The 23,366-nt window shown below is 47.8% G+C and carries 16 protein-coding genes and 1 pseudogene; 6 read left to right on the forward strand and 11 right to left on the reverse strand.

What is annotated here, in order from left to right; translation table 11 throughout:
• Nucleotides 1-50: 50 nt before the first annotated feature.
• The 5 genes and pseudogenes from ACMVP2_RS20370 to ACMVP2_RS20390 form a co-directional block, all read right to left on the reverse strand.
• Nucleotides 51-419, reverse strand: a complete 369-nt coding sequence (locus tag ACMVP2_RS20370) for a transcriptional regulator (protein ID WP_339793305.1) — start codon at nt 417-419, stop codon at nt 51-53.
• Nucleotides 420-430: 11 nt separating this feature from the next.
• Nucleotides 431-727, reverse strand: a complete 297-nt coding sequence (locus tag ACMVP2_RS20375; protein ID WP_339793304.1) for a type II toxin-antitoxin system HigB family toxin — start codon at nt 725-727, stop codon at nt 431-433.
• A 180-nt stretch (nt 728-907) separates the two neighbouring features.
• Nucleotides 908-1,210, reverse strand: a complete 303-nt coding sequence (locus ACMVP2_RS20380; RefSeq protein ID WP_416868210.1) for a TSUP family transporter — start codon at nt 1,208-1,210, stop codon at nt 908-910.
• A gap of 22 nt (nt 1,211-1,232) precedes the next feature.
• Nucleotides 1,233-1,985 (reverse strand): annotated as a pseudogene (locus tag ACMVP2_RS20385) (sulfite exporter TauE/SafE family protein); the annotation flags it as partial.
• 179 nt (nt 1,986-2,164) lie between these two features.
• Nucleotides 2,165-2,548 carry a hypothetical protein gene (locus tag ACMVP2_RS20390; RefSeq protein WP_416864867.1) on the reverse strand — a complete coding sequence of 128 codons (384 nt, stop codon included), beginning with the start codon at nt 2,546-2,548 and terminating at the stop codon, nt 2,165-2,167.
• A 241-nt stretch (nt 2,549-2,789) separates the two neighbouring features.
• On the opposite strand from ACMVP2_RS20390, the gene argS reads away from it, so the two are divergent.
• Nucleotides 2,790-4,577 (forward strand): arginine--tRNA ligase, encoded by a 1,788-nt coding sequence (gene argS, locus ACMVP2_RS20395; RefSeq protein WP_416864868.1) that lies wholly within the window; start codon nt 2,790-2,792, stop codon nt 4,575-4,577.
• A 90-nt stretch (nt 4,578-4,667) separates the two neighbouring features.
• The gene (locus ACMVP2_RS20400; protein WP_416864869.1) at nt 4,668-5,174 is read left to right on the forward strand and encodes a glutathione peroxidase; all 507 of its coding nucleotides are present in this window, start codon (nt 4,668-4,670) and stop codon (nt 5,172-5,174) included.
• A gap of 221 nt (nt 5,175-5,395) precedes the next feature.
• Here ACMVP2_RS20400 and ACMVP2_RS20405 read toward each other — a convergent pair whose 3' ends face one another.
• On the reverse strand, nt 5,396-6,343 hold the full coding sequence (locus tag ACMVP2_RS20405; protein ID WP_416864870.1) for a DUF2268 domain-containing putative Zn-dependent protease: 948 nt from the start codon (nt 6,341-6,343) through the stop codon (nt 5,396-5,398).
• A gap of 231 nt (nt 6,344-6,574) precedes the next feature.
• On the opposite strand from ACMVP2_RS20405, the gene ACMVP2_RS20410 reads away from it, so the two are divergent.
• A complete protein-coding gene (locus ACMVP2_RS20410) occupies nt 6,575-7,942 on the forward strand; it encodes a Gfo/Idh/MocA family oxidoreductase (RefSeq protein ID WP_339793297.1) in 1,368 nt (455 codons plus the stop codon).
• 179 nt (nt 7,943-8,121) lie between these two features.
• On the opposite strand, the gene ACMVP2_RS20415 is transcribed toward ACMVP2_RS20410, so the two are convergent.
• Both ACMVP2_RS20415 and ACMVP2_RS20420 read right to left on the reverse strand, forming a co-directional pair.
• Nucleotides 8,122-9,744 carry an IS1634 family transposase gene (locus ACMVP2_RS20415; protein ID WP_416864871.1) on the reverse strand — a complete coding sequence of 541 codons (1,623 nt, stop codon included), beginning with the start codon at nt 9,742-9,744 and terminating at the stop codon, nt 8,122-8,124.
• A 224-nt stretch (nt 9,745-9,968) separates the two neighbouring features.
• Complete coding sequence (locus ACMVP2_RS20420; RefSeq protein WP_416864872.1) at nt 9,969-11,345, reverse strand: glycosyl hydrolase; 1,377 nt, start codon at nt 11,343-11,345, stop codon at nt 9,969-9,971.
• Between the two features lie 140 nt (nt 11,346-11,485).
• On the opposite strand from ACMVP2_RS20420, the gene ACMVP2_RS20425 reads away from it, so the two are divergent.
• The 3 genes from ACMVP2_RS20425 to ACMVP2_RS20435 all read left to right on the forward strand — a co-directional run bounded on the left by ACMVP2_RS20425 (nt 11,486) and on the right by ACMVP2_RS20435 (nt 13,672).
• Nucleotides 11,486-12,382 carry a 1,4-dihydroxy-2-naphthoate polyprenyltransferase gene (locus ACMVP2_RS20425; RefSeq protein ID WP_339793295.1) on the forward strand — a complete coding sequence of 299 codons (897 nt, stop codon included), beginning with the start codon at nt 11,486-11,488 and terminating at the stop codon, nt 12,380-12,382.
• Nucleotides 12,383-12,469: 87 nt separating this feature from the next.
• Nucleotides 12,470-13,309 carry a universal stress protein gene (locus ACMVP2_RS20430; protein WP_339793294.1) on the forward strand — a complete coding sequence of 280 codons (840 nt, stop codon included), beginning with the start codon at nt 12,470-12,472 and terminating at the stop codon, nt 13,307-13,309.
• A gap of 18 nt (nt 13,310-13,327) precedes the next feature.
• On the forward strand, nt 13,328-13,672 hold the full coding sequence (locus tag ACMVP2_RS20435) for a translation initiation factor (protein WP_416864873.1): 345 nt from the start codon (nt 13,328-13,330) through the stop codon (nt 13,670-13,672).
• Nucleotides 13,673-13,845: 173 nt separating this feature from the next.
• Here ACMVP2_RS20435 and ACMVP2_RS20440 read toward each other — a convergent pair whose 3' ends face one another.
• The 3 genes from ACMVP2_RS20440 to ACMVP2_RS20450 all read right to left on the reverse strand — a co-directional run bounded on the left by ACMVP2_RS20440 (nt 13,846) and on the right by ACMVP2_RS20450 (nt 23,302).
• Complete coding sequence (locus tag ACMVP2_RS20440; protein ID WP_416864874.1) at nt 13,846-19,938, reverse strand: DUF5018 domain-containing protein; 6,093 nt, start codon at nt 19,936-19,938, stop codon at nt 13,846-13,848.
• Nucleotides 19,939-20,073: 135 nt separating this feature from the next.
• Nucleotides 20,074-21,738, reverse strand: a complete 1,665-nt coding sequence (locus ACMVP2_RS20445; RefSeq protein ID WP_416864875.1) for a tetratricopeptide repeat protein — start codon at nt 21,736-21,738, stop codon at nt 20,074-20,076.
• On the reverse strand, nt 21,719-23,302 hold the full coding sequence (locus tag ACMVP2_RS20450; RefSeq protein WP_416864876.1) for a tetratricopeptide repeat protein: 1,584 nt from the start codon (nt 23,300-23,302) through the stop codon (nt 21,719-21,721). The genes ACMVP2_RS20445 and ACMVP2_RS20450 overlap by 20 nt, the downstream gene beginning before the upstream one ends.
• Between the last annotated feature and the right edge of the window lie 64 nt (nt 23,303-23,366).

A 23,366-nucleotide genomic window follows, 5' to 3' on the forward strand; every position in this document is an offset into this window, starting at 1 on the left:
CTCGCTCAGCGATGCCCTTCAGAACACCTGGAAGAGCCGGGTAGTTGGTGTTACTTTGTTTTTTGATAGTCCCTGATTAAGAGCCCAGCTGACAAATTAAGCCTCGAAGCAAGATTTCTGATCATTTCTACTGTCAGCTTTCTTTTTTTATTCAATACTTCCGACACTCTACCCTTTCCCCCGATTTCTTTTATCAAATCGACCTGCTTGAGATCCAATTCCTCCATTCTAATTTTAATGGCTTCAATTGGGTCGGGGGCTTCGATCGGATAGTGTTTTCTCTCGTATTCATCAATCAATAGACCGAGAACGTCTGCTTCGTCACTTTCGGGCGTCCCAATCTGTGCATCAAAAACTATTTCAAGTCGCTCAAGTGCACTTTGGTAATCTGTTTCAGTTCTTATCGGCCTAATGTCCATAGTAGTAACTATTAAATCGTATTCGCATCAATTTTATCGTATTCTGTGTGAGTGCCGATGAATCGAATAAATACCCACTTTTTTTCGAAGTTAAATTTTGCGACCAGACGGTAAGAATTTCCTTTTATGTTAAAAACGATCCTGCTGCCTTTTAGAATTGAAGCAGCGGCAAAAGTGCTTTTAACGTCCGCCGGGCTCTTCCAATCACTATTCATGGCTGTGTCATACCAGGTTTTTAAGTATTGTTCAACGTCGGCATGTTTTTCCCAGTATTTTCTCAAAGTGCTTTTCGCAAATACTCTTTCCACAATCCACTGTTATTAACGAACAAATATAACAAAAGTTCACTGTTTGGGAACCCTTTTAAGAGGTGAGATGCTAAGATATAGCTATCAACTAAATTTTTAGTCATATCCTTATTGTTTTTGCAGTTACCTGATTCAGGGGAATGTCTTCACATGCCAGCCTTTGCAACGAGCATTTGTCGTTCAGGCAATCCACAACCCATATACCAGCTTCAGACACAGCACCGACACCACTCCTCCGAAAATGATCATCAAAGTGCGTGGGTTGGCTTTGTGCCCCGCCTTTACTCCGAGAGGAGCAGTCGCAAAAATGCCGAGGATGAGAGGCAGGATGACACCCAGTGAAATATAGCCTATCTGCCACGGCAGCACTTGCGTTTCTGCGGCCGATATGTCTGCCAGCAGATAGCTGAGAGAAATGGGTACGGCCAGCACAGCTACGACGCCAATAGAAATTGAGCTGGCGCTTTTGATCGGCATCTTCATAAGGTCGGTGAGCAGGTATCAGCACCACGCCGCCGCCCAGCCCCGATAGGGAAATGGCCACGCCAGTGAGCAGCCCTACAAAGGGAAATAGCCACTGGCCAGGACGAGCATCGATCAAAGATGCCTTGCGGGCATTGGACAGAAACAACCGCAGTGCAAGTACAATGAGTAAGGCAAGGAAGACAATGTCGAAGCTGCGCTTTTCATACCAGTTGCCATTGCGAATGATTTCTGTGACAAAGTAGGCGGTGACGGTGCCAGGCACAGCGGTCAATAGCATTTCCTTTAAGAAGAAATTGCCCGCCCGGTACTGCCGGAACGACACGGTCACGCCTGTAAACATGGTCACAAACAGCGACTGGGCAATAATGAACTTGACCATTTCGGCTTCAGGTATGCCCAGGTAGGTGAAGAGGATGTCGAGGGCGGGGATAAGCAGGACGTTGCCGCCGGTGCCAATAAGGCCCGAATAAAAGCCCACGATAAGACCTACTGCAAAGAGAGCCACTGCCAATGTGAATGTCACGCCCGGATATGATTTACTCGCAAGTTTCGGGAATGCCGCCGCAAAACAAAAGGAGGTGCTAGATATACGGCGGAGTATGTGGGATTTCCTGCGTTGTTCTGACGAGTGCTGGTTGGGCAGTCCCTGTTTTTTTACTTCGTTCTGGCGAGTGTCTTCACTCGTCAGCATCCGTGGGTCGTGTATTCCGGCCGGCAAAGACGCACGCTCAAGGTGGTGTTTGGGCGGATTGAAAATCCTACGATAGGACATTCGAGATTGCAAACTTCAGCGAGCTGAATTCAATGAACCTGTCACACGTCGGGTAGTACACGAGACCGTTCCACACCCACCGTACGTACGGTGGATGTGACCGGGCTGGCGACCCAGAGGCCCACCGGTGCGCTTAACCGCTCATCGGCCGTCTGTTCGATTGGGGCACATATAATCCCTTATCGCATCACCCAAGACTTCTTATCAAATAGCTCCGCATTAGGATGGTAGAGTCTGCCTTTGTTAGGTATGTACGAGGTTGGGGGCTGATCGTCACTCGGTGTTAAGACTATCGTTGTGCTGTCTGTCGACCAAGTCCCTTTTGTGATTTCGTCAAACGTTCCGCAGTCACCGCCGAAATACATGTAGTGATAAGTCGAGTCTGAATACAATCTAAGCCTTTCGGTCCAAATCAGGGAAGTTCCCGTAATGTCAAAATACCAGCGTGTCAAAAAGTTGCCCATTCGCTCCGTTCGTTTATACTCCCCGAGTAGTTCCGGTTCAGCCTGCCCGAAAGCTAGGGTAACTATGAAAAATGGAAGTATGGTTAAAGCTCTTGTCATAGTACGCAGCGCATGTGCCCCAACATCTGGGTATGAACCCGGTTCATATTCCCATTATATCTTTTAGTGAATCTAACTGATTTTTGACGGTGGTGAAAATAGTAAGTGAGACAAACTGCATTTTCCATGCTGGTCACCCGGCTTTTACCTGCTATCCATTGTATCATTCTCCCACTACCTGTACCTTTGCAGGGCATTTTAGAAACGGCCTTTCAGAAGGCCCATGTCCGAGCGATCATAGATGAATTTAGAGGAGCAGTTGAAGGAAGGCATTTCACAGGCCTTCAAGGAAGTATTTAACCACGAGCTAGCCGCACAGGATGTTGCTTTTCAGCCTACCAGAAAGGAATTTGAGGGTTCACACACCTTTGTTACTTTTCCTTACCTGAAAGTAACAGGCAAGAACCCGGAAGAAACAGGTAAGCTGCTGGGCGACTTTCTGGTGGCGCATGTAGGCGTAGTGTCGGCCTACAACGTGGTGAAGGGCTTCCTCAATGTGACCATGAGTGATACGCTCTGGGGCAAAATTCTTTCCGAAGTGTACGTCAATCCATCTTTCGGTATCACACCACCGCACGGAGGCAAAGTGATGGTGGAGTTTTCTTCGCCCAACACCAACAAGCCGCTTCACCTCGGCCATCTGCGAAACAACTTCCTGGGCGACTCCACTTCCCGCATACTTCATGCGCATGGCTATGAGGTGTTCAAGGTAAACCTGGTCAACGACCGTGGCATCCACATCTGCAAGTCGATGCTCGCCTACAGCAAATGGGGCAATGGTGAAACGCCGGAGTCAGCCGGGCTGAAGGGCGACCACCTGATAGGTAAGTATTATGTGATTTTCGATAAGGAGTACAAGAAAGAAATTGAAACCCTGAAGGCGCAGGGAATAGAGGAAGAAGCGGCCAAGAAAAAGGCACCGTTGATTCTGGAGGCACAAACCGTGCTGAAGAAATGGGAGGAGAATGACCCCGAGACGGTGTCTCTATGGAAGCTGATGAACGGCTGGGTGTACGAAGGCTTTGACGCCACCTACAAGGCCATGGGAGTGAGCTTCGACAAGATGTACCAGGAGTCGAATACCTACCTGCTGGGTAAAGATATCGTGGATGAAGGCCTTGCCAAAGGTGTGTTTTACAAAAAAGAGGACGGCTCGGTGTGGGCCGATCTTACACAAGAAGGACTGGACCACAAGCTGGTGCTCCGCTCCGATGGTACGTCGGTGTATATGACCCAGGACCTAGGCACCGCCGACATGAAATACGCCGACTACCCGTTCAATAAGTCGATTTACGTAGTGGGTAACGAGCAGGACTACCACTTCAAAGTGCTGTTCAGCATACTGAAAAGACTGGGGCGCAACTATGCCGATGGACTTTATCACCTGTCGTATGGTATGGTGGATTTGCCGTCGGGTAAAATGAAAAGCCGGGAAGGCACCGTGGTAGATGCCGATGAGCTGATCCAGGAAATGCTGGATACCGCAGAGAAGCACACGACTGAGCTAGGCAAGATAGAAGGGTTTACTGAGGCAGAAGCCAAAGAGCTGTACAACACCCTGGCACTTGGTGCGCTCAAATACTACCTGCTAAAGGTAGATCCTAAGAAAAGGATGCTGTTCAACCCGCAGGAGTCCGTTGAATTTCATGGGCATACAGGCCCCTTTGTGCAGTATACCCACGCCCGGATCACGGCAATTTTACGAAAGGCAGAGCAGCTGAGTATCGAACTAAAGGGCTTCGACCCGTCAGCACTGGAGCTTGAGACACTAGAGGCTGAAGTGATCCGTGTGATAGCTGACTTCCCTGACAAAGTGAGAGTGGCTGCCGAGGAACTGAATCCTGCGGTAGTAGCCAATTATGTGTTTGACCTGGCCAAGGAATACAACCGGTTCTATACAGAGCACTCTATCTTCAATGAAGACAATCAGGACAAGGTGAAGCTGCGGGTGATGCTTTCGTTGGTAGTCGCCAGAACAATTAAAACGGGAATGGGGTTATTGGGAATAGACGTTCCTGAGCGGATGTAATTAAAGAGGTTACTCTGTGCGGAAGCGCATTGAGTAACCTCTTTAATCGGCTTGACACGGAGTAACCTCTTTAATCATAAACCGAATACCATGAAAAAGCTACTCTACCTTCTCATCTTTATCACTTCCACAGCTATGGCACAAGGCTCCTTCTACGACTTCAAAATGGCCTCTATTGATGGCGAGACCATCGACTTCTCCAAATATAAAGGCCAGAAGGTGCTCATCGTCAACACCGCTTCAGAATGCGGCTACACCCCACAGTACGAAGACCTGCAGGCACTCCATGAGCAGTTTGGCGGCAAGATGACCGTGCTGGGTTTCCCGGCCAACAACTTTGGTGGACAGGAGCCAGGCTCCAACTTGCAAATTGCCCAGTTCTGCAAAAAGAACTACGGCGTCAGCTTCCAGCTATTTGAAAAAATCGATGTGATCGGTAAAGACCGGGCGCCATTGTATGCCTGGCTGGAAAAGCAAAGTGGCAAGGTGCCTACCTGGAATTTCTGCAAGTACCTGATTGATGAAAACGGCAAAGTGGTTCAATTTTTCCCGTCGGCCGTCAACCCGATGGATGAGCAGGTGACTGGGTTGTTGTAGCCGAGGTGTCGGCACGGCAGCGCTGGCAAAGGTGTTGAGAGCCGTCAGACACCGATTCGAAATCTCAACACCACCCGCCCTGGTAATTGCGATCCGCCAGTTAGGATAGCGCTTTGCAATAAACAGATTGCTTCTCTCGATGATGTAAGCCAGTCATAATTGATAAGCAGAAAGCTCGATCGCAATGACCGACAGGGGATGTTTGTGCGATAGTTCGCCAATCACCGCAGGGCCGCAGCCAAATGCCCTTTCTCAAAATATCCACTCTTCCTCACAAACTTGTCAAAATCTTTTATAGTCAGCATCTCCTTCACAGCCTTCTTTTTGTCTTCAGCCTTCTCGTAGTATGCCTTCACAATCTGGTAGCCCATCCAATACCCCAGGTCATCAGGTCGGCCCTCCTTGGCTCCGCCATAGATCCAGCCCTCCCAGCCCTCTTTCCATTTTCTAGCCATTATTTGCTGAAACTCCGCTTTCAGTTCATCCTCTTGTTGGTCTCCGTACAGGTAAATGCCTCTATTAGGATGTGTGCCGGTCACAAGCTCACAAATAAAATCCGCACTACCTTCTTTGATCGATTGCTCCAGTAGGGTAAACGACTTCAGCTTGAAATAGTACCTCTGCTGGTAGTGGATCAACTCGTGAACTACCACAACTGGGATTATATCAGTGTCCTCATATTTTTCCACACCAATCAGCAGGCCTTTGCCTGAAATGGTGCCACCGGAGTTGTTTCTACCTATCAGAAAATAGACATCAGGAAAAACCGCTTTTGGGTACAGTGCCTTTAACCTGCTGAAGTAGCTTCTTATTTCATCTTCTCTCGATGGAAGTGCCTGGCTGCCTGTTCTTATCCTTTCATATTGCTCCCTGTTCTCATAAATCGCCCTGGCAAGGTTGTTGGCATTCCCTATCCGTAATTTGATGAAGCTTTTGAGGCCAGCAGAGCCATTGTCAAGGTAATGCCTTTCGTAGGTCATGGCCTGGTTTTTTTCGCTGTCTCTGTCGAAGGCATTCCAGAAATGCTCAATGTCTGTGGTGATCATCTGGGCTGCTTCAGGCTTTTTACTGGCATGCATCTTTTTCGATACACCACAGCCAACGCTGAGGGCACCCAGAAGCAAGGTGACAAAAGTGTTGATGTTTAGGTTGAAAAGTAGCTTTCTCATGTAAAAAATAACGATTGTTAAGTGTTGCAATGAAAAGACATCTCTTTTTGCCAATAGTTTCTTTGCCCTTCAAAAGCAGCCTCTTCTTTCCCTTCAGCCTTGCTAATGTCCGATAAGCGCTCCGGTACTTTTTTCTTACTTATTTTCTAACTATATAGATAAGGGATAACGGTTTCATTGATGCCGACATGCCACATTTCCTTTTTGCGTTTACAATAAACACCTACTTAAATGAATACTTTTAACATCAATCGCCGGCATTTTCTTAAAGGGGCCTCGGCAACCCTGGCATTGTCCACCTTTGGGTTCCGGGGCATCGATCTCATCAATCCGCAAAGACCTTTTAGGGTTGCGCTAATCGGCACAGGTTGGTATGGAAAAAGTGACTTGTTTCGACTGATTCAGGTGGCACCGGTGGAAGTAATTGCTCTTTGCGATGTAGACAAAAACATGCTGAACGCTGCCGCTGACCTGGTAAGCAAGCGTCAGAAGTCGGGCAAGAAGCCTAAGCTGTATGGCGACTACCGCAAGCTGCTTTCAGAAAACGAGCTTGACATTGTGCTGATTGGCACGCCCGATCACTGGCATTCGCTGCAAATGATTGACGCTGTGAAAGCCGGTGCTCATGTGTATGTGCAGAAGCCCATCAGTGTGGATGTGCTGGAAGGCGAGGCGATGGTAGCCGCCGCCAGAAAATACAACAAGGTGGTGCAGGTAGGAACGCAACGCAAGAGCACCCCGCACTTAATTGACGCCAAGAAAAATATTGTTGACGCCGGGTTACTTGGCACTATTCGCCACGTAGAAATGTGCTGCTATTTTGCCATGCGCAACAATTCCAACCCACCGCTGGAGCCGGTTCCCGACTTCCTCGACTATGAAATGTGGACAGGCCCGGCGCCTTTGCGTCCTTACGATGGCCTTCCGCATATCCGCTGGTGGAGAGCGTTTATGGAATATGGTAACGGGGTAACTGGAGACATGTGCGTGCACATGCTCGACACTGTCCGCTGGATGCTGAAGCTGGGCTGGCCAACAAAAATCAGTGCCAATGGAGGTATTTTTGTCCAGAAGGATGCGAAATCGAATATAGCAGACACACAGGTGGCCAATTTCGAATATCCGGAGTTGAACTGCGTGTGGACGCACCGGACCTGGGGCACACCGGCCGATCCGCAATACCCGTGGTCATTCAAGCTTTATGGCGACAAGGGCACGCTTTCTGCAAGCACGATGCAATATGATTTTGTGCCTGTGGGTGACGGAGAAAAGATTCACAAGGATGTGGTGTACGAAAGAGAAAAGTATCCTGAAGATTTGACAGAAGAACGTATTGAATTGAATGCCGCACCTGCCACCAGGTTGCATATGCTCGATTTCCTGAATGCCATTGACAAGAAGAGCCGCCCAGTAGCTGATATAGAAGAAGGGCATATCTCTACCGCAAGCTGCATACTGGCCAATATTTCGATGGAGTTGGGAAGGCCGTTATCCTATGATCCGAAAACCATGACGGTGCCAGGCGATGCTGAAGCCACTCAGAAGTTACAAAGGGCCTACAGAAGCCCTTGGGTGCATCCTGACCCTAAGAAGGTTTAACAGAGAAACGAAGAGGGGCGATGAGCCCCTTTTTTTTGCAACCCCTCCAAGGATTCAAAACCCCTTGGAGGGGTTTGGCGTGATCAATTCACCACCACCTTCTTCCTGAGTTTGACACGATTTTGAGTTAAGTATCTGATATATAAGTAATTAAAAAATTGCTTTCGATATACAAGATTTTATAAGTATTTGATTATCTGATCCTTATGAAAAAGGTCTGGGAGGTTCTTTTCAGCCACTGCTTGTAGTAATTGCTGTGAGATTTCAGAGGTCTTGGAGCGCAGGTAGAAGTATTGATCGGCTTGTTTGACAAGGCTGACTTGCATTTTGGACAAGTGGGTTCGGATGGTTTGCTCTGTAAGTGGGGTGCCTTGTTTGGTTAGCCGAAGTTGTAAATGGTTTAGCATGCTATAGGCGATATAGCACAGACAAATGTGACCCTGGATACGCTTATTGGTCCAGTGGAACATCGGGCGGGTTTCCAGATAGCCTTTGAAGGTACGGAAGCTATGCTCTATCTGGTATAGATGGTGGTAGTGATCCAGCACCTGTTCATGGGAGAGTCCTTTGGCGTGGTAGGCGATGGCAAGGAAGCCGTCATACTTTTCGCTTCGTTTGATTTTTTCAGTATCAACCACATACTTTTCCCCTTCGGTATTTTTGAGGTAGTAGTGATGGGCCTTCTTTTTGAGTTGCGTTGGGTTTTTGAGCAACAATTCAGCCTTACGAAGCTTTTCTTCTCTTTCTTGTCGATCTTTTTCAGCTCGCTTTTCGCTGTAGGTAGCTATGATCTTTCGCTCATTGTATTCCAGGACAGTGTAGCGCACTTTGACCGGCTCACGCTCCGAACCTACTGAAGAACTCATCCATTGATGGTGATAGTTATCCAGATCGATCAACCGGGCCTGGATGGGTTTGGGGAGTACCTTGAGCCGCTCTCCCATGATGAACTCATAGCCTTTGTCAACAGTGACTTGCAGGTTGTCAGTATTGAGCATGCCTCGGTCGGCTACCAAGACGATGTTTTCGATCTGGTATTCTTTCTTGAGGCTTTCCACCATTTCTGTGTAGGTGTATCCTTCCCACAGGTCTCCGCTATAGAGTTTGTAACCGATGGGTTGCTTGTATCTGTCAATGAGCATGGCAAAAACCACTTGTGTGCTTCCTATTTTGCCATCTTTGCTAAAGCCTTTCTGACGCAATGCTCCTTCCTGTTCTATTTCTGATTCAAAATAGAAGGTGGTCACGTCATAGAACACCACATCTAATTTCTGGTTGAACAGGTCTCTACCCGTTTGGAAAATGGTTTGCTGGATCAGTTGGCTATGGTCAGCCAGGTAGTCCAGACTCCTGTAGAGGTGTTGCAAGGACACCTGAGCCAGTCCCAGGTATTCTTCCTGGTGGAAAAAGCTACCCCGCTTGCTACAAGGATCATTGAGGCGCTCAATGAGCAGTAGTAAAACCACTTCAGTAAGAGAGAAGGTCAGCTTTTTCTTTTTGGTGATCCGCTGAAATATGCGATCAAGGCCGTAATAGTGGAGTATTTTACGGTAAACCAACAGAAAGCCGTAGTTATATCTACCTTCTTCGCTGACCTGCTCACCGAGTAAATCCTTCAGATTTCCACCACCTAATTCATAGAGCCGCTGGCCCATTCGTTTCAGAGACTCGGGCGAAAAACTGTCTACCCGCCCCAGGCTGTAAAGCGTTTTGGTGCGTGGCTTGCCATCCTGGTCACGATAAGACTCAACGATGCGGATATAATCACCTGATGGCTTCTTGTCGATAATGATACTAGGCACTCAAAATCTGTTTGAGGCAAATCAAGCCACTATCTGAAAGAAAATCAAGCGAGTTTTCGATATACAAATTTCTGAAAAGTAGTCTAAAAAGTGCCCATACACAGCGCAATGGCACTTTTTCAATTTCGGCGTGTCAAACTCAGGAGAAACGAAGAGGGGCGATGAGCCCCTTTTTTTTGCAACCCCTCCAAGGATTCAAAACCCCTTGGAGGGGTTTGGCGTGATCAATTCACCACCACCTTCTTGCTCACCGTCTTCCCTGAGTCGGTAGCACTTAGTAAATACACACCGGTTGATAACAGGCCTTCGGTGTGAATAGTCATTTCATTGCCTTCAGCAATCAACTCATGCACCAGCTGCCCTCTCAGGTCATATATTTTCACCAGAGACTGGCTTTCAAATCCTGACAGCCGGATGGTAAGGTCGCTGGTGACCGGCATAGGAAAGAGCTGGATTTCTTCATTAGGTCTGTTCTCGGCTACGGCAGTCACGTCGTAGAACCTGTACATCTCAGGCATCTCATTCCCAAATATCGCTGCGGACGAACTTTGGAAGGCAATGAAGCTTGCTTTTGCAGCCTCGCTGCTATTGGCGTAGGGCACGTAAGGAAACGACCAATTGGCATTGATCCAGGTAAGTACCCAGGCGATGTTTTGCGAACGCCCAGTTGGGTCTCCGGTAATAGCGGGCAGTATTGTGTCCATCCAATATCGGGCTGCGTCATCACCACTGGCTGCCCCTCCGTTGGTTCGGTTGCCAGTTTCGGTAAACACGGCCACTTTGCCGCTGGCGAATGAGTAGTCGACAATGGGCGCCAATATGTTGCGGAGGCCGGATATACTGACTTCATAGGCATCTACCCCAACAATGTCGACATAGTCGTCGCCCGGGTAGTAATTGAAATCGACTGGATTGTTGGGTGACCAGGCGAACAGCACGAAGTTGGTTCTTTCTTCCACGTATTGTTGGGTGAGCCGGTAGAGGGCTTTGTAAGTTTGGGGAGTGGTGGCTTTGCTGCCCCACCAAAACCAGCCGCCATTCATTTCGTGCAAGGGCCGGAAAACGATGGGGATGTTTTCACCGTCGACTACCAGTTCATTATTGATAATGTCAATTACTTTATCCAGCTCTGCGAGGTACCAGTCTCTGTCGCCATTCAGGTCACTTACAATATTATTGACAAGGTCTTTCACTCCATCTTTGTACTCGTAGCTGGTCGTTCCCCGTGCGCTGAGATGCCAGTCGTAAGTGATGACGTAGCCTTGCTGGTAGGCCCACTTTACAGCCTCCGTGTGGTAGCGCCTTTCTCCCTCCGATTTTTCCAAATAGTAGTGAAAGTCAGATCCCAACACAGCGGGGTGCGCTCCTGTGACGTCCTTGCTGTCGGAGGATTCCTTGTCTCCATGAGCAGAACCGGAGGAGTAGCGGAAGCTGTTGAAAAACTCCTGACCGAAAAGAAACTGGTTGCTGGCTTGTACCCTTCTTAGGTTTTCGTACAGATAAAAAGTTTTGTCGGAAGCATCCGGATCGACTTGGCCTAATGCTCGGAAACAATAAAAGGATAGGGCGAGGCAAAGAAGGGAAAATGGAATCAGTTTCATAAACCAAAGTGTTAGGAGGTAAGTAAGTTACATATTGTTATGTGGAATCTAAAAACCGGAAATAACAGGGCGACTCGACTTTGCCCCGGACTTTGCCTGGCAAGTCGAACATTTTCCCAATTCCTCCTTACCTTTGCCTCATGCAAATCAAACCCTGGATTTCGGCCTTCAGGCTTCGCACGTTGCCCCTGGCACTTTCGGTCATCGCTATGGGCTCGTTTCTGGCTGCTGCCCACGGCCAGTTTCGCTGGTCAGTATGGTGGCTGGCAGCTCTCACCACCTTGCTGCTGCAAATCCTCTCCAACCTGGCCAATGACTACGGTGACTCCATTCATGGAGCCGACAAAGGTGACCGCAAGGGGCCAAGCAGGGCTGTGCAGTCAGGGCAAATAACGCCATCAACAATGAAAAGGGCTATGATCGTTACAGCGCTTCTTTCATTTGTCAGTGGGCTGGCGCTGCTATGGATCGCACTTGGCTCCGAACTGAAACTGCTGCTTATTTTCCTGGCGCTGGGCGTTTTGTGTATCCTTGCGGCGATAGGCTACACCAACGGAAAGCGACCCTATGGCTATGCCGGTCTGGGCGATATTTCTGTACTCATCTTCTTTGGCTTGGTGGGAGTGGGCGGCTCTTATTTTCTGCACACCCAAACCATTGACTGGGCAGTGGTACTTCCAGCCTTGTCCGTTGGTTTTTTCTCTGTGGGGGTGCTCAACGTCAATAATATCCGTGACATCGAAAGCGATAAGGCAGCTGGAAAATATTCCATACCTGTGCGTGTCGGCAGATCAAAAGCGGTTATCTATCACTGGTTGCTGTTAACGGCGGGCCTTTTTTGCAGTGCTATGTATGTTTTGCAAAATGCCGGAGGCTATAGCAGCTGGCTCTTTCTTGTCAGCTTGCCACTCTTCTGGAAAGTGGGCAGGGGTGTGCAAACTATTGAGGACCCAATGCAGCTCGACCCATTTTTGAAAATGATGGCTTTGAGCACAATGCTTTTTGTCATCACCTTCGGAATCGGCATTCTGATTTAAATCAGTTACCTGTTTGTTTAAAAAGCTTAGTAAATGCTGAGGTATTTACTATTTTTAGGTTCATTCTAACATCACAATTTTTACGACATGAAGAATATCCTTGTTCCAACCGACTTTTCAAAACAAGCCAAATATGCTTTAGACTTTGCAGCTGTCATCGCTAAGAAAGCGTCAGCTAAAATCAAACTTGTTCATGTGCTTGAAGTGCCCAGCAGCTCTTCTTTACACGTGACAGGAGAAGTTGAAAGCGACGATCCGATGGAGAAAATATTCACCATCAAGCTGATAGAAAGCTCCGAAAGAAGAATGGCTGAGCTTGCTGCAAGCGTGTCGGGAGTAAAAGTTGAAACGCATATTCACTCAGGAAGTCCATTCAAAGTTTTGACACACGAAATCAACGACAGCAATGTGGATCTTGTTGTGATGGGTACTTCCGGGTCGTCTGGTATTGATGAGCTTACAGTAGGCTCCAATGCAGAGAAGATGGTACGTCATTCGACCTGCCCTGTGATAACGGTGAAGAGCCCCATTACAGGTGAAATCAAAGACATTGTTTTTGCCTCCGATTTTGCTGAAGATCAGCCAGCACTTGTCGAGCAGTTGAAACTCCTTCAGACATTTTTTGGAGCCAAACTGCATGTTGTGAAAATCAATACACCTCACGACTTCCACGCTTCCCATGATGATGTGGTCAACATGGATACATTTATCAAGAAATATAAGCTGGAGAATACTTCAAGAAGTATTTACAATGACCTAAGCGAAGAGGAAGGGATTATGCACTATGCGAATGATATCAAAGCCGATCTGATTGCTATGGGTACAAGTGGCAGAACTGGTCTTGGTCACTTCTTCCTGGGAAGCATTGCTGAAGATATAGTGAACCACGCCAAGCGCCCTGTTTGGACGTACAGACTCCATAAGTAATATAGAAGCTTATATTTCATGTCGAAAAAGAACAGCCACAAGGACAGGGTAGGAATTGTGTACTCTACTGCATCGGATTTTGATTATACCACCGATCAGGAGGAAGAGGCTGATACATTGCCCGTTAATCAGCAGGTGCTGAAAATTTTTTATGAAAACAAAGGCCGGGGAGGAAAGCAGGTAACGCTTGTGAAGAACTTCATAGGAACCAATGCTGACCTGGAGGCGCTTGGCAAAAAATTGAAAGCCTACTGTGGCACTGGCGGCAGTGTGAAAGATGGCGAGATTTTGATTCAGGGAGATCTAAGGCCCAAGGTTGCTGAGTTTCTCAGGAAGCAAGGGTATCAGGTGAAAGGAGCCTGACCTTTCAGATTTCTTCTGATTTGTAAAGCATAAAAACCCCGGCACACAATGCCGGGGTTTTATTTTTCCCCGAAGGGAATTTGATCGCATAAACCAGTGAACCATCGACCAGATGGCCGGTTTAATGTTGAAAGGGACTTATGCTGCCATGCCCTTTCGTTGTCGTTGTGGAATTACTCTTTGATGATTCTGTAGGATTTTACTTTCCCTTCGGTTGAGACTTGCAGTACATACACCCCTCCGGTCAGGCCAGCCAAACTGATGGATTCGACCTCATAGATACTACTGCTGACCTGATTGATGACGGCGCCGTTGAGAGTTACCAGTTGAAGGCTGCTGCCTTTGGATAGCCCTGCCACTTTTATTTGCTTAGTTGCTGGGTTGGGGTATACGGTGACGTTGACGAAGGCTTCGGCAACACCTGTTTTTGTGCCTTTTTTGACTGTTACCGTGGCTGTCCACTCCAGGGTGCTGCCATCCTCAGCAGTAACGATGTACACAACTGCTGATGAGAAATCCTGAGCCACTTCACTGCCAGGGCTTACTGTAGCTTTGTCGGAAACAATGATTGCAGGACTAAGGTTAGTGATGTCAGTGCCAGCTTCCACCTCAATAGTCACTGTATGATTAGTGGTATTGATTAGGGCATCACCTGTTTGTTCGTGAAGCAAAAAGCTGATGATGTCCTTTGCGCTGCTTAAGGGTTCCGTGGCTGGAGCTACTGTCACGGTTGCTGTCCACTCCTGCGTACTGCCGTCTTCGGCCGTCACCGTGTACACCACGGCGCTTGTGAAATCCTGAGGGACACCGCTCGCCGGACTGATAGAAGCAGCAGCTGAAATGGTAATGGCAGGAGTAAGGCTGCTTACATTAGTTCCTGCAACTACTTCAATAGCTACTGTATGTGCTGTAGCGTCAATTACTGCCGGCCCGGTTTCTTCGGGCAGCGAGAAAGTGAGGATATCCCTGGCACTGCTCAACGGCGCAGGCTCAACTGTTACTGTGATTGTCCATTCCTGCGTGGCACCATTCCCCGCAGTTACCGTGTAGGTGACTGGAGCAGAAAAATCTTGTGCTGCGCCACTCGCCGGACTAATTGTCGCCTGATCCGAAATAGTAATAGTGGGGGCAAGCACTGTGGCGTCGGTGCCAGTGGCAACAGTCACCAATACGCTATGATTTTCTGCGTTAATCACAGGATTTCCTGTTTGTGCTGCCAACACAAAGGTCAGGATATCGGTGGCTGAATTCATAGCAGGCGTTGCTGTTACAATCCACTCCTGAGTGCTACCGTCGCCGGCAGTCACTGTATAAACGACCGCAGAAGAAAAGTCGACAGTGCTCTCACTTGTTGGGTCAATGGTTGCCTGCTCGGAAACCGTAATAGTTGGAGTAAGTGCCGTCAGGTCGGTGCCATATGGAACGCCGATGCCTATCGTATGATTTTCAGCATTGATGACAGCATCACCAGTTTGCTCGGCCAACACGAAGGTCAGGATATCGGTGGCTGAATTCATAGCAGGCGTTACTGTTACAGTCCACTCCTGAGTGTTACCGTCGCCGGCAGTCACTGTATAAACGACCGCAGAAGAAAAGTCGACAGTGCTTTCACTTGTTGGCGCAACGGTTGCCTGGTCGGAAACGGTGATGGTTGGGGTAAGCGCCGTAAGTTCAGCGCCGTAAGGAACACCTATCTCTACCGTATGATTTTCGGAATCAATGACAGCATGACCTGTTTGCTCTGTCAATACAAAGGCGAGGATGTCGCTGGCTTTATTGGGGGCGATGGTAACGGTCACTGTCCACTCCTGCGTATCTCCATTTTCGGCAGTGACAACGTACCCTACCGGATTGGTGAAATCTTGTTCAATACCGCTTTCAGGGTCAATACTGGCTTCATCGGAGACAGTGATCGTTGGCGTGAGCGCAGCGAGACTGGTGCCATAAGCGACCTCTATTGCTACTGTATGGTTGGTCATGTTAATTACTGCATCTCCAGTTTGTTCAACAAGGGCAAATGAAAGGATATCAGTGCCCGTGTTTGGAGCCTCCGTGACAGTAATCGTCCATTCCTGAGGAGTACCGTCTTCGGAAGTTACAGTGAAGACTGTAGGTAAAGAAAGATCAACGCTGGTGCCGCTGGCAGGGCTCACGGTTGCGCCGAAACTCTTAGTTACTGTAGGAATAAGCGTTGATAAATTGGTGCCCAGTGCAACCTCGATGGCAACCGTATGATTTTCCGAATCAATCAGGGCATCGCCTGTTTGCTCGTCGAGTTCAAACGCCAGGATGTCGTTTGCCGATGATAGTACCCGCAGGACAGTGACTGTCCATGGTTGTGTGCTGAGGTCTTCAGCGGTGACTGTGTAGGTGACAGGGTCGGAGAAGTCCTGTACAACTGCGCTTGCGGGCACCACAGTTGCTCCGTATGATACGCTTACGGTAGGAATAAGAGCAGCCACATCTACTTCTGTTGCAACTTCTACGGTCACCGTATGAGAGGATTGATTGATGACGGCCGGGCTGAGTTGATCTTCCAGTTCGAACGTAACAATGTTTGCTTCCGGGCAGGCCTCAAAAACCTCGATAGTAATGAAAGCGCAAATCCCCTGATCGGCGCAGCCGCCTTCACCTCTCACGTAGTAGGTTGTTGTGCTTGTTGGACTTACCTCAACAGAGGCACCCGAGCCTACGAAGGTACCATTGCAATCTCCAGCATACCATTCCCAGGAAGTAGCGCCATTCAATACTGCGTCGCCTACGGAGAGTGTTACGGTTGTTCCCTGGCAAATTTCCGCATCAGATGCAGTTATCTCCGGTAAATCTGGATTTTCACAAAGACTAAATAGGTAGGCTGAACCAGCACTACTGAGAAAGTTTAAGCCTTCTGCATCTTCTGAATCACGTTCTGAGGTTATTAATGCGAACTGTCCGTCTACCGCTATAACACCACCAAAGTCGTCATTTGAAGTACCATCCGACGAAGTCAAGGTGCCAGTTGTTACCCATTCACCCTCGCTATTTTTACTATAGATAAAAACGGCAGGTAGGTCCACAGACTCCTCCATTCGTTCAGCTGATATCATCAGCGTTTCATTTTCAATGGCCACACTACGCCCAAAATATTGTTCTTCAAATGGTGTTGAAAACAATATTGTTTGGGACTGCTCCCAAACCCCTCCTGCCGATCGGGAAAAAACGTAGACTGCTCCGGCATCTGATGTTGATTCATCAAAATCTTTATTTTCGTCAGTCATGACAATTGTTTCTCCACTCATGGCGATTGCATAGCCTGCGTAGTCGTATTGTTCGCCCTCGGCTGCAGTGAGTTTTTGAACTTCCGCCCAAACACCGCTTTCGTTCCTTTCAAATACATAGATAGCGCCTGTGCTTTCAATTTCGGTGGTTCCATCGGTATCCAAGCTGTAGCTTTCAGGAGCTCCGATCGCAATATAATCACCTGAAATAGCTGCCGACTCACCAAAATAGTACCCTCGGGTGCCCCTGTCACTGGCAACAATTTTCTGCACTTCAATCCATTCTCCTGATTCATTCCTTTCAAAAACGTAGGCAGCACCTGCATCATCTGCATAGTTCATCCCGTTTTCGTCGTAGTATTCATATAATGCTGTAACCACCAGCCGTTCGCCTGAGATGGCAACTGCAGTTCCAAATTCTACGCCTTCGTCTTGTCCATCCGAAGGAACAAGCTTGTTAACCAGTTCCCATGTGCCGCTTGCGTTGCGCTCATATACATAAGCAGCGCCGTCTGAATTTCCGCTTGTTTGATCCTCGTCGTTTGGCACCCCAACTACTGCATAGTTTCCGGAAATGCTCACGCTGTAGCCAAAATACAAATACCCGGTACGGATTGGAGCCACTAATTTTTGCACCTGCTCCCAGGTACCATTTTCCTGCTTTTCAAACATATAAGCAGCACCTGCGCCATTTACATAGTTGGCGCCATTCTCATCAAAGTCGCTATTAGTTGACCCAACGATGGCATAATTTCCTGAAATAGCTCCGGCCCCTCCAAAATTATCACCTGTACGTCTGTCGCTTGCCACAATTTTTTGTAGCTGGCTGCCAGAGATGCCCTGAGCACCAGCAGAGAAATCTTTTATGGCAATGGTAAAAGTCTCTTCGGTGAAGTTTGCCCCATTGTCCGTTGACCGAATTCTAACAGAATAGCTGGAGCCCATATTAAAATCGAAACTCTTTTTACTGATCAGTTTATCGCCGCTGATATCGAAGAGGGAATTGTTGGCGTCGCCCGTCCCGCTTACAAGCGTATAGGTGTGCTCATCACTAGCATCTAAATCTTCTGTGCTGAGTAAACCAACGGTTGTCCCTACAGGAGCCCCCTCATTCAGGCTTAAGTTGTCAATATTGATGGCAGACGGTGTTTCATCAGGGAGGTCGTTCACGTTGATGGTAAATACTTTTTCGAAAGTCCCGCCATAAGCCACCTGATCGTCGGTTCGCACCCGGATAGAATAGCTGGTCTTGGTTTCGAAATCCAGCGAAGTGTTGACTTTTAGGTTGGATCCATCTATAGTAAAGGAGCTGTTGTTTGTGCTACCTGTGCCGCTGACAAGGGTGTAAACGTGAGTGTCTGCTACATCAGCGTCAGTACTTGTAAATGCACCAATCACTGTGCCAGTGGCTGTGTTCTCATCTACATCGGTTTTGTTTAATGTTATGCCGGTTGGAGCATCATTCTTGTGCACAAGTGTCACGGTCCAGGTATCTGTCGTTACACCGTCCTCTGCTGTTACTGTGTAGGTCACCGGTGAGGTGAAGTTTCTGGTTACACCGGTAAGTGGGCTAATCGTAGCACCGTAATAGGTAGTTATGGTGGGTGTCACTGAGCTAAGGTTGGTAGCGGTGGTCACCTCCTGAAATACTGTTGAATTTGAATTGTCGATAATGGCATACTCATACTGGCCTGCGTGGCTGAAACTTAAGATATCAGCCACCATATTGGGTGCCTCAAATGCTCCTTTGCTGGGCCGGGCTGTGTGGCGAGTAGTGCCTTCTATGTCTTCTGTGACCGTTGTGATAAAGGCAGAACGGAAGTCTGGGTTAGTAAGGGATGCACCTGCCAGCGAAAGGTCGCCATTTGCGGCATTGGCAAAGCTGGGCTCTGCAAATGTCGTCGTAGCGTCGTAAGCCAGGGCAGCAGCCTTATCTCCTCCGACTGTGTTGCTATAGTATTTAATTGTGCTTACGCCGTCATCTTTTATGTAGATGTTGTTGCTCTTGGCGCTGAAGCTGCCAGCGAAAATGCCAGTTTTTCCTCCCGTGGCGTCACTTTCGCTTTGAATGCTGATCAGGTTATTTTGTATTTTCCCGTTGGTCTCGCTGTAAATGGCGCTATTGTTAATGCCAACTGACGAGTTTTTCGAGCTGGTATTGCCACCGTCGAACAATATGGTATTGTGCATCACCTCGATATCGCCCCTGTCGGAATGAATACCAATGTTGGTTGGCATGGCAGTGCTGTGGGTAAGATGAATATAGTTATTGTAAGCCCGCAGGGCGTTTCGGACGTAAATAGCATATACATTGCCCGAATTGTTGGTTCTTTCGATTTTGTGGAAAAGGTTGTTCTCCACTCTGAAATTGGTGGGCCATTGAGAAACTGCTGTTGACGTCGGATACGATATGATCGCATATACTGAACCGGTTAAATCCAGCGGAGTTTCTGTGAAGAATTCGTTTCCCTGGATAGTAACATTATGCCAGTGAGCGGTGCTGGAAACGTTGTTTCCGCAGTAAATGCCGTATCTATCCACCATATTGATTTTCATATTCTTGATGGTAATGCCATCATTCAAATATTGGATCGTGATCACTCCATTTAGCTGGATGACCCGATCTCCACTCACCGGATGTGCACCGTCGAAGATTACATTTCGCTCACCACTGAAAGTGATGTCGTGATTCAGTTCGATCAATGTTGCGTCGGCCGCTGGCTTCACTGTGAGAGAATAATCCAGATAATTTGGAGGGCTTGTCACGCTCAGGTCAGTTGATGATGTGTAACCTGCTTTTAATTCAAACACCACATCTGACGTGAAAGGGTTCGCTGCCGAAACATCGTTGAAGGCGTCCTGAAGCGTAGTATAGTCGCCCCCGGTTCCAATGGTATAAGTGCCTCCCGTTACCTGGGCTGCTACTTTTTGACCTGAAAAAAATGCTAGTACTCCCAGCAAGGCCAGTGTGCTGAGGCACGAAGTTTTTAATTTGTAAAAGGTTTTCATGGCATAAAGGTTTTTGCGATTTATGCCAGTGAAGTTGCAGTCTATACAAAAGAATGAGCCTATCCCACCCGGGTAGTTTGCTACCTACCCGGGTGGGTAGTTTTTGTAAGTGATTGTAAATGAGATGATTAAAATCTAATCTTTCGGAGTGCTCAAGGCAAACTGCATTGCCTCTTTGCGATTGGTTACGCCTAGTTTTTCGTAGATGTTCTTCAAATGATACTTCACTGTATTCACCGAAACGAATACTTTCTCGGCGATTTCAGAGTTGTTGAGGTTGCTCAGTGCGTGGGTGAGTATTTCAAATTCACGCTCAGAAAGCGGTTGCGCAAGGCGTTGGTTGATGTCATCAAGCTCCATGTTCAGTGCCTGGGTATCCTGGTCAAGCACTACTTTTATCTTTGTGCGCATCTCATTGACCTCCGCTTCCAGCTGCAGGCGCTTTGCCTTGTACCTCGACATTAGCGCCAATGTGATCGATAACAATGAAATAACCAGGATGGCAAGTGAAAACATGAGCCATCTTTCACGAACCTCCTGGCTGGCTATCTCGCTTTGCTGCACCTCATTCTCAAGCCGAAGTATGGTGTTTTCCTGCTCCTTTACATCCACTGCATATTTGATGTTGAGTTCGGAGATGGCATTTCTGTTAAAAAGGGTAAGGGTAGAGTCTTCCAGCAGTTTATACTGTTTGAATGCATCGAGGGCTTCGATATATTCACTTTTGTACTCTTTTACCTTAGCAAGCAAGCGGTAACTCTCTTTCAACTGAATCAGGAGTTGATTTTTTTTACTAAAGTTGATGTTCTCGGTCAGCAGGGCCTCTGCTTGTGCAAACTGGCCGGTTAACATAAAGTTTTCCGCCAGTGTTAGCCTTGCAGAAGACAGGTGCTCACTTTCTTCCATACCTTCGTAATAATGCATGGCCAGCTCCACCAATCTTCGTGCCTCACGGTATTTTTTTTGCTGGTTGTAGATGGAGGCAAGATTCACCCAACGCTCTGCTATATTGATGCTATCGTTGAGTGCCTGATGAGCCTTGAGCGACTGCTCCACATAATACAATGCACTGTCCATGATGTCAAGTTTTTGATAGGCCAGCCCAATGCTGTTCATTCTTTCAGCCACTGAGTTGGCATTGCCACCACCTTTTCTGTGCATCAGTATGGACTCCTTGTAGTGAGTGATGGCTCTGTTGTAGTTGCCATTCTCCTCACTAAGGATACCCATTTGCTTTAAATCAAAAGCTATGGCCGATGTGTCTCGTTTGACCCTGTCGATTTCGTAGGCTTTGTTAGTATAGTCAATGGCGTTGGCAAAATCGCCAAGCGACTGATAGCCAGAGCCCACGTTGTAGTAGGCGGTGGCCAGCTCGGTAGAATCTTGCAACGAAACTGCGTAGTCCAGCGCATTGAAATAGTAGTCCAGCGCTTTGGAGTAGATGCCCAATTCCCGGTAACAGAAGCCAGCATGAGAGTTGCATTCGAGCATCAGCAGCAGGTCGCTTACTTCCGACTTTGATGCCGCCTCGATGGCCAGAAGGTAGTTCTCGAGCGACTCAGGCAGGTTGTTAACGTAGTAGAGGGCATCGGCTTTTAATTGATAAAGCCTGGCTTTTTCAAGTGGGTCTTTTGAGTTTTCGAGCAACTGACTTGCGACGGTCACCACCTGCTCGTACTCCTCCGCCCTGACCATTTCTTTCAAACGATCAACAGTGATTCCCTGTGCCAGGCAGTGAATGCTGATAAAAAAAACAACGACAAATAGAGAGGTACTTTTCTCAGGAACTGGACACCACATACTCTACTGCCTCTTTTCGGTTACTTACTCCCAATTTAGTATAGACGTTCCTTAAATGGAACTTAACGGTATTAATAGACACGAACAGGTTGTTGGCTATCTCCTGGTTTGTTTGGCCTGCCAGGCTGAGGGTGAATGCTTCGAATTCACGTTCGGTTAGCGGGTCTACCAGTTTCTTATTTATGGTGGCAAAGTCTACGGCAAGTTCTGAGGCCATGGGCCCTTCCAGCAGGTCTACATAGCGTTTTTGCAAGGCATCAAATTGATGCTCTTGAATGATCATTTCTGCTTTTCGGTGCTTCCCCTGCATGGTGGCATAAATCATGAGGCCGATCACCAGCATCGATAGGCAAATAACGGTGCCTGTAAACCATGCTCTTTCGCTGGCTGCCTTAGCGTCGTTGATCTGGTTTTGAAGTGAAAGGCGCTCAATTTCCGCTTCTTTTTGGGCAGTGCTAAATGCCACCTCCAGTTCGGCTATTCTATCATTTTTCTCCTGGCTTACCATTTCGCTCCATATAGCTACCGATTTTCTTTCAAATTCCAGGGCTGCTTTGTAATTCCCGGCCATCTCTTCAATGTCGGCCCTGTTAACATAGATAAGATGCTCTATTTCCCTGGAACTAATGGTGGCCGCAATCGCCTCTGCTTCCAGCAGAAGGGCTCTCGCTCCGGCAAAATTCCCATAAAAAGCCCGAACCTCTGCAAGTTCCCCAAGTGTGCGGGCAAGGCCTTGCAGGTCATCAATCTTTCTTTTTAGCGCAATGGATTCTTCAAAATATCCTGCAGCCTTCTTTAGGTCATTTAACGACACATAAGCGGAGCCGATATTGTTCAGGGCGTTGGCTATTTTTTTCTCGTCGTTGAACTCCCTCGCAATAGCAAGCGATTCTTCGTAGTAAGCAATGGCTTCTTTGTATTGTTCTTGTTTCCTTTTGATGATGCCCAGGTTCAGCAGGCTATTGGCGAGGGGGAGCCGCTGGCCTTCCTGCCTTTTTAGCTCCAACGCCTTTAGTTGATACTTTTCAGCATTTGCCAGGTCGTTCATACGATCGTAGGTAATGCCCAGGTTGTTGTAAGAGGAGCTCAATTTGGGGTCGTTTGCGGCCTCTCGGATGGCCAACGCTTGCAGATGATAGTCGATGGCTTTCTCATAAGCCGATTTATAAGTGAAGCAAAGGCCGATGTTGTTGAGGAAACTGGCCAACTGTGCGGTGTCGCCGGCAAGCTGTGCGTTGGGCATGCCCCGCTCAAAATAGTAGATAGCAGAGTCGTAGGCGGCGGTTTGAAAATGGTAAATGCCTATAAGATTGAGCACTTTCACAATGGCAACAGGCGAAGTTTTCTCATTGGTGAGCAACAGCGCCTGCTCGGCATACCACCTCATCGAGTCGCCGTCTTTGTTTCTGAATTGGTTGGCAATCTCCGTGAAGAGGTCGATTCGTGCGTTATTGTTGGTGGTCTTTGATAAAACCGTTTTAAGGCTGTCGACACCGCCTCCCGATGCAGCCGCATCGCCAATAGTACAAATGAAAAGTATTAGTAGCCAGGGCAGCTTCAACATTAGGCAGCTTGATTAAAAAAATGAATCCTTAAAATAGTAAGGGAACTCCTAAATGACAAAAAAA

Origin of the sequence: Imperialibacter sp., from assembly GCF_048007035.1 — a bacterium.
Taxonomy (GTDB): Bacteria; Bacteroidota; Bacteroidia; order Cytophagales; family Cyclobacteriaceae; genus Imperialibacter.

Excerpts from the sequence above, each read along its gene's own strand:
- ACMVP2_RS20370 (WP_339793305.1), bottom strand. The coding sequence starts at position 419 with ATGGACATTAGGCCGATAAGAACTGAAACAGATTACCAAAGTGCACTT.
- ACMVP2_RS20380 (WP_416868210.1), bottom strand. The coding sequence starts at position 1,210 with ATGAAGATGCCGATCAAAAGCGCCAGCTCAATTTCTATTGGCGTCGTA.
- ACMVP2_RS20390 (WP_416864867.1), bottom strand. The coding sequence starts at position 2,548 with ATGACAAGAGCTTTAACCATACTTCCATTTTTCATAGTTACCCTAGCT.
- argS (WP_416864868.1), top strand. The coding sequence starts at position 2,790 with ATGAATTTAGAGGAGCAGTTGAAGGAAGGCATTTCACAGGCCTTCAAG.
- ACMVP2_RS20400 (WP_416864869.1), top strand. The coding sequence starts at position 4,668 with ATGAAAAAGCTACTCTACCTTCTCATCTTTATCACTTCCACAGCTATG.
- ACMVP2_RS20405 (WP_416864870.1), bottom strand. The coding sequence starts at position 6,343 with ATGAGAAAGCTACTTTTCAACCTAAACATCAACACTTTTGTCACCTTG.
- ACMVP2_RS20410 (WP_339793297.1), top strand. The coding sequence starts at position 6,575 with ATGAATACTTTTAACATCAATCGCCGGCATTTTCTTAAAGGGGCCTCG.
- ACMVP2_RS20420 (WP_416864872.1), bottom strand. The coding sequence starts at position 11,345 with ATGAAACTGATTCCATTTTCCCTTCTTTGCCTCGCCCTATCCTTTTAT.
- ACMVP2_RS20425 (WP_339793295.1), top strand. The coding sequence starts at position 11,486 with ATGCAAATCAAACCCTGGATTTCGGCCTTCAGGCTTCGCACGTTGCCC.
- ACMVP2_RS20430 (WP_339793294.1), top strand. The coding sequence starts at position 12,470 with ATGAAGAATATCCTTGTTCCAACCGACTTTTCAAAACAAGCCAAATAT.
- ACMVP2_RS20435 (WP_416864873.1), top strand. The coding sequence starts at position 13,328 with ATGTCGAAAAAGAACAGCCACAAGGACAGGGTAGGAATTGTGTACTCT.
- ACMVP2_RS20440 (WP_416864874.1), bottom strand. The coding sequence starts at position 19,938 with ATGAAAACCTTTTACAAATTAAAAACTTCGTGCCTCAGCACACTGGCC.
- ACMVP2_RS20445 (WP_416864875.1), bottom strand. The coding sequence starts at position 21,738 with ATGTGGTGTCCAGTTCCTGAGAAAAGTACCTCTCTATTTGTCGTTGTT.
- ACMVP2_RS20450 (WP_416864876.1), bottom strand. The coding sequence starts at position 23,302 with ATGTTGAAGCTGCCCTGGCTACTAATACTTTTCATTTGTACTATTGGC.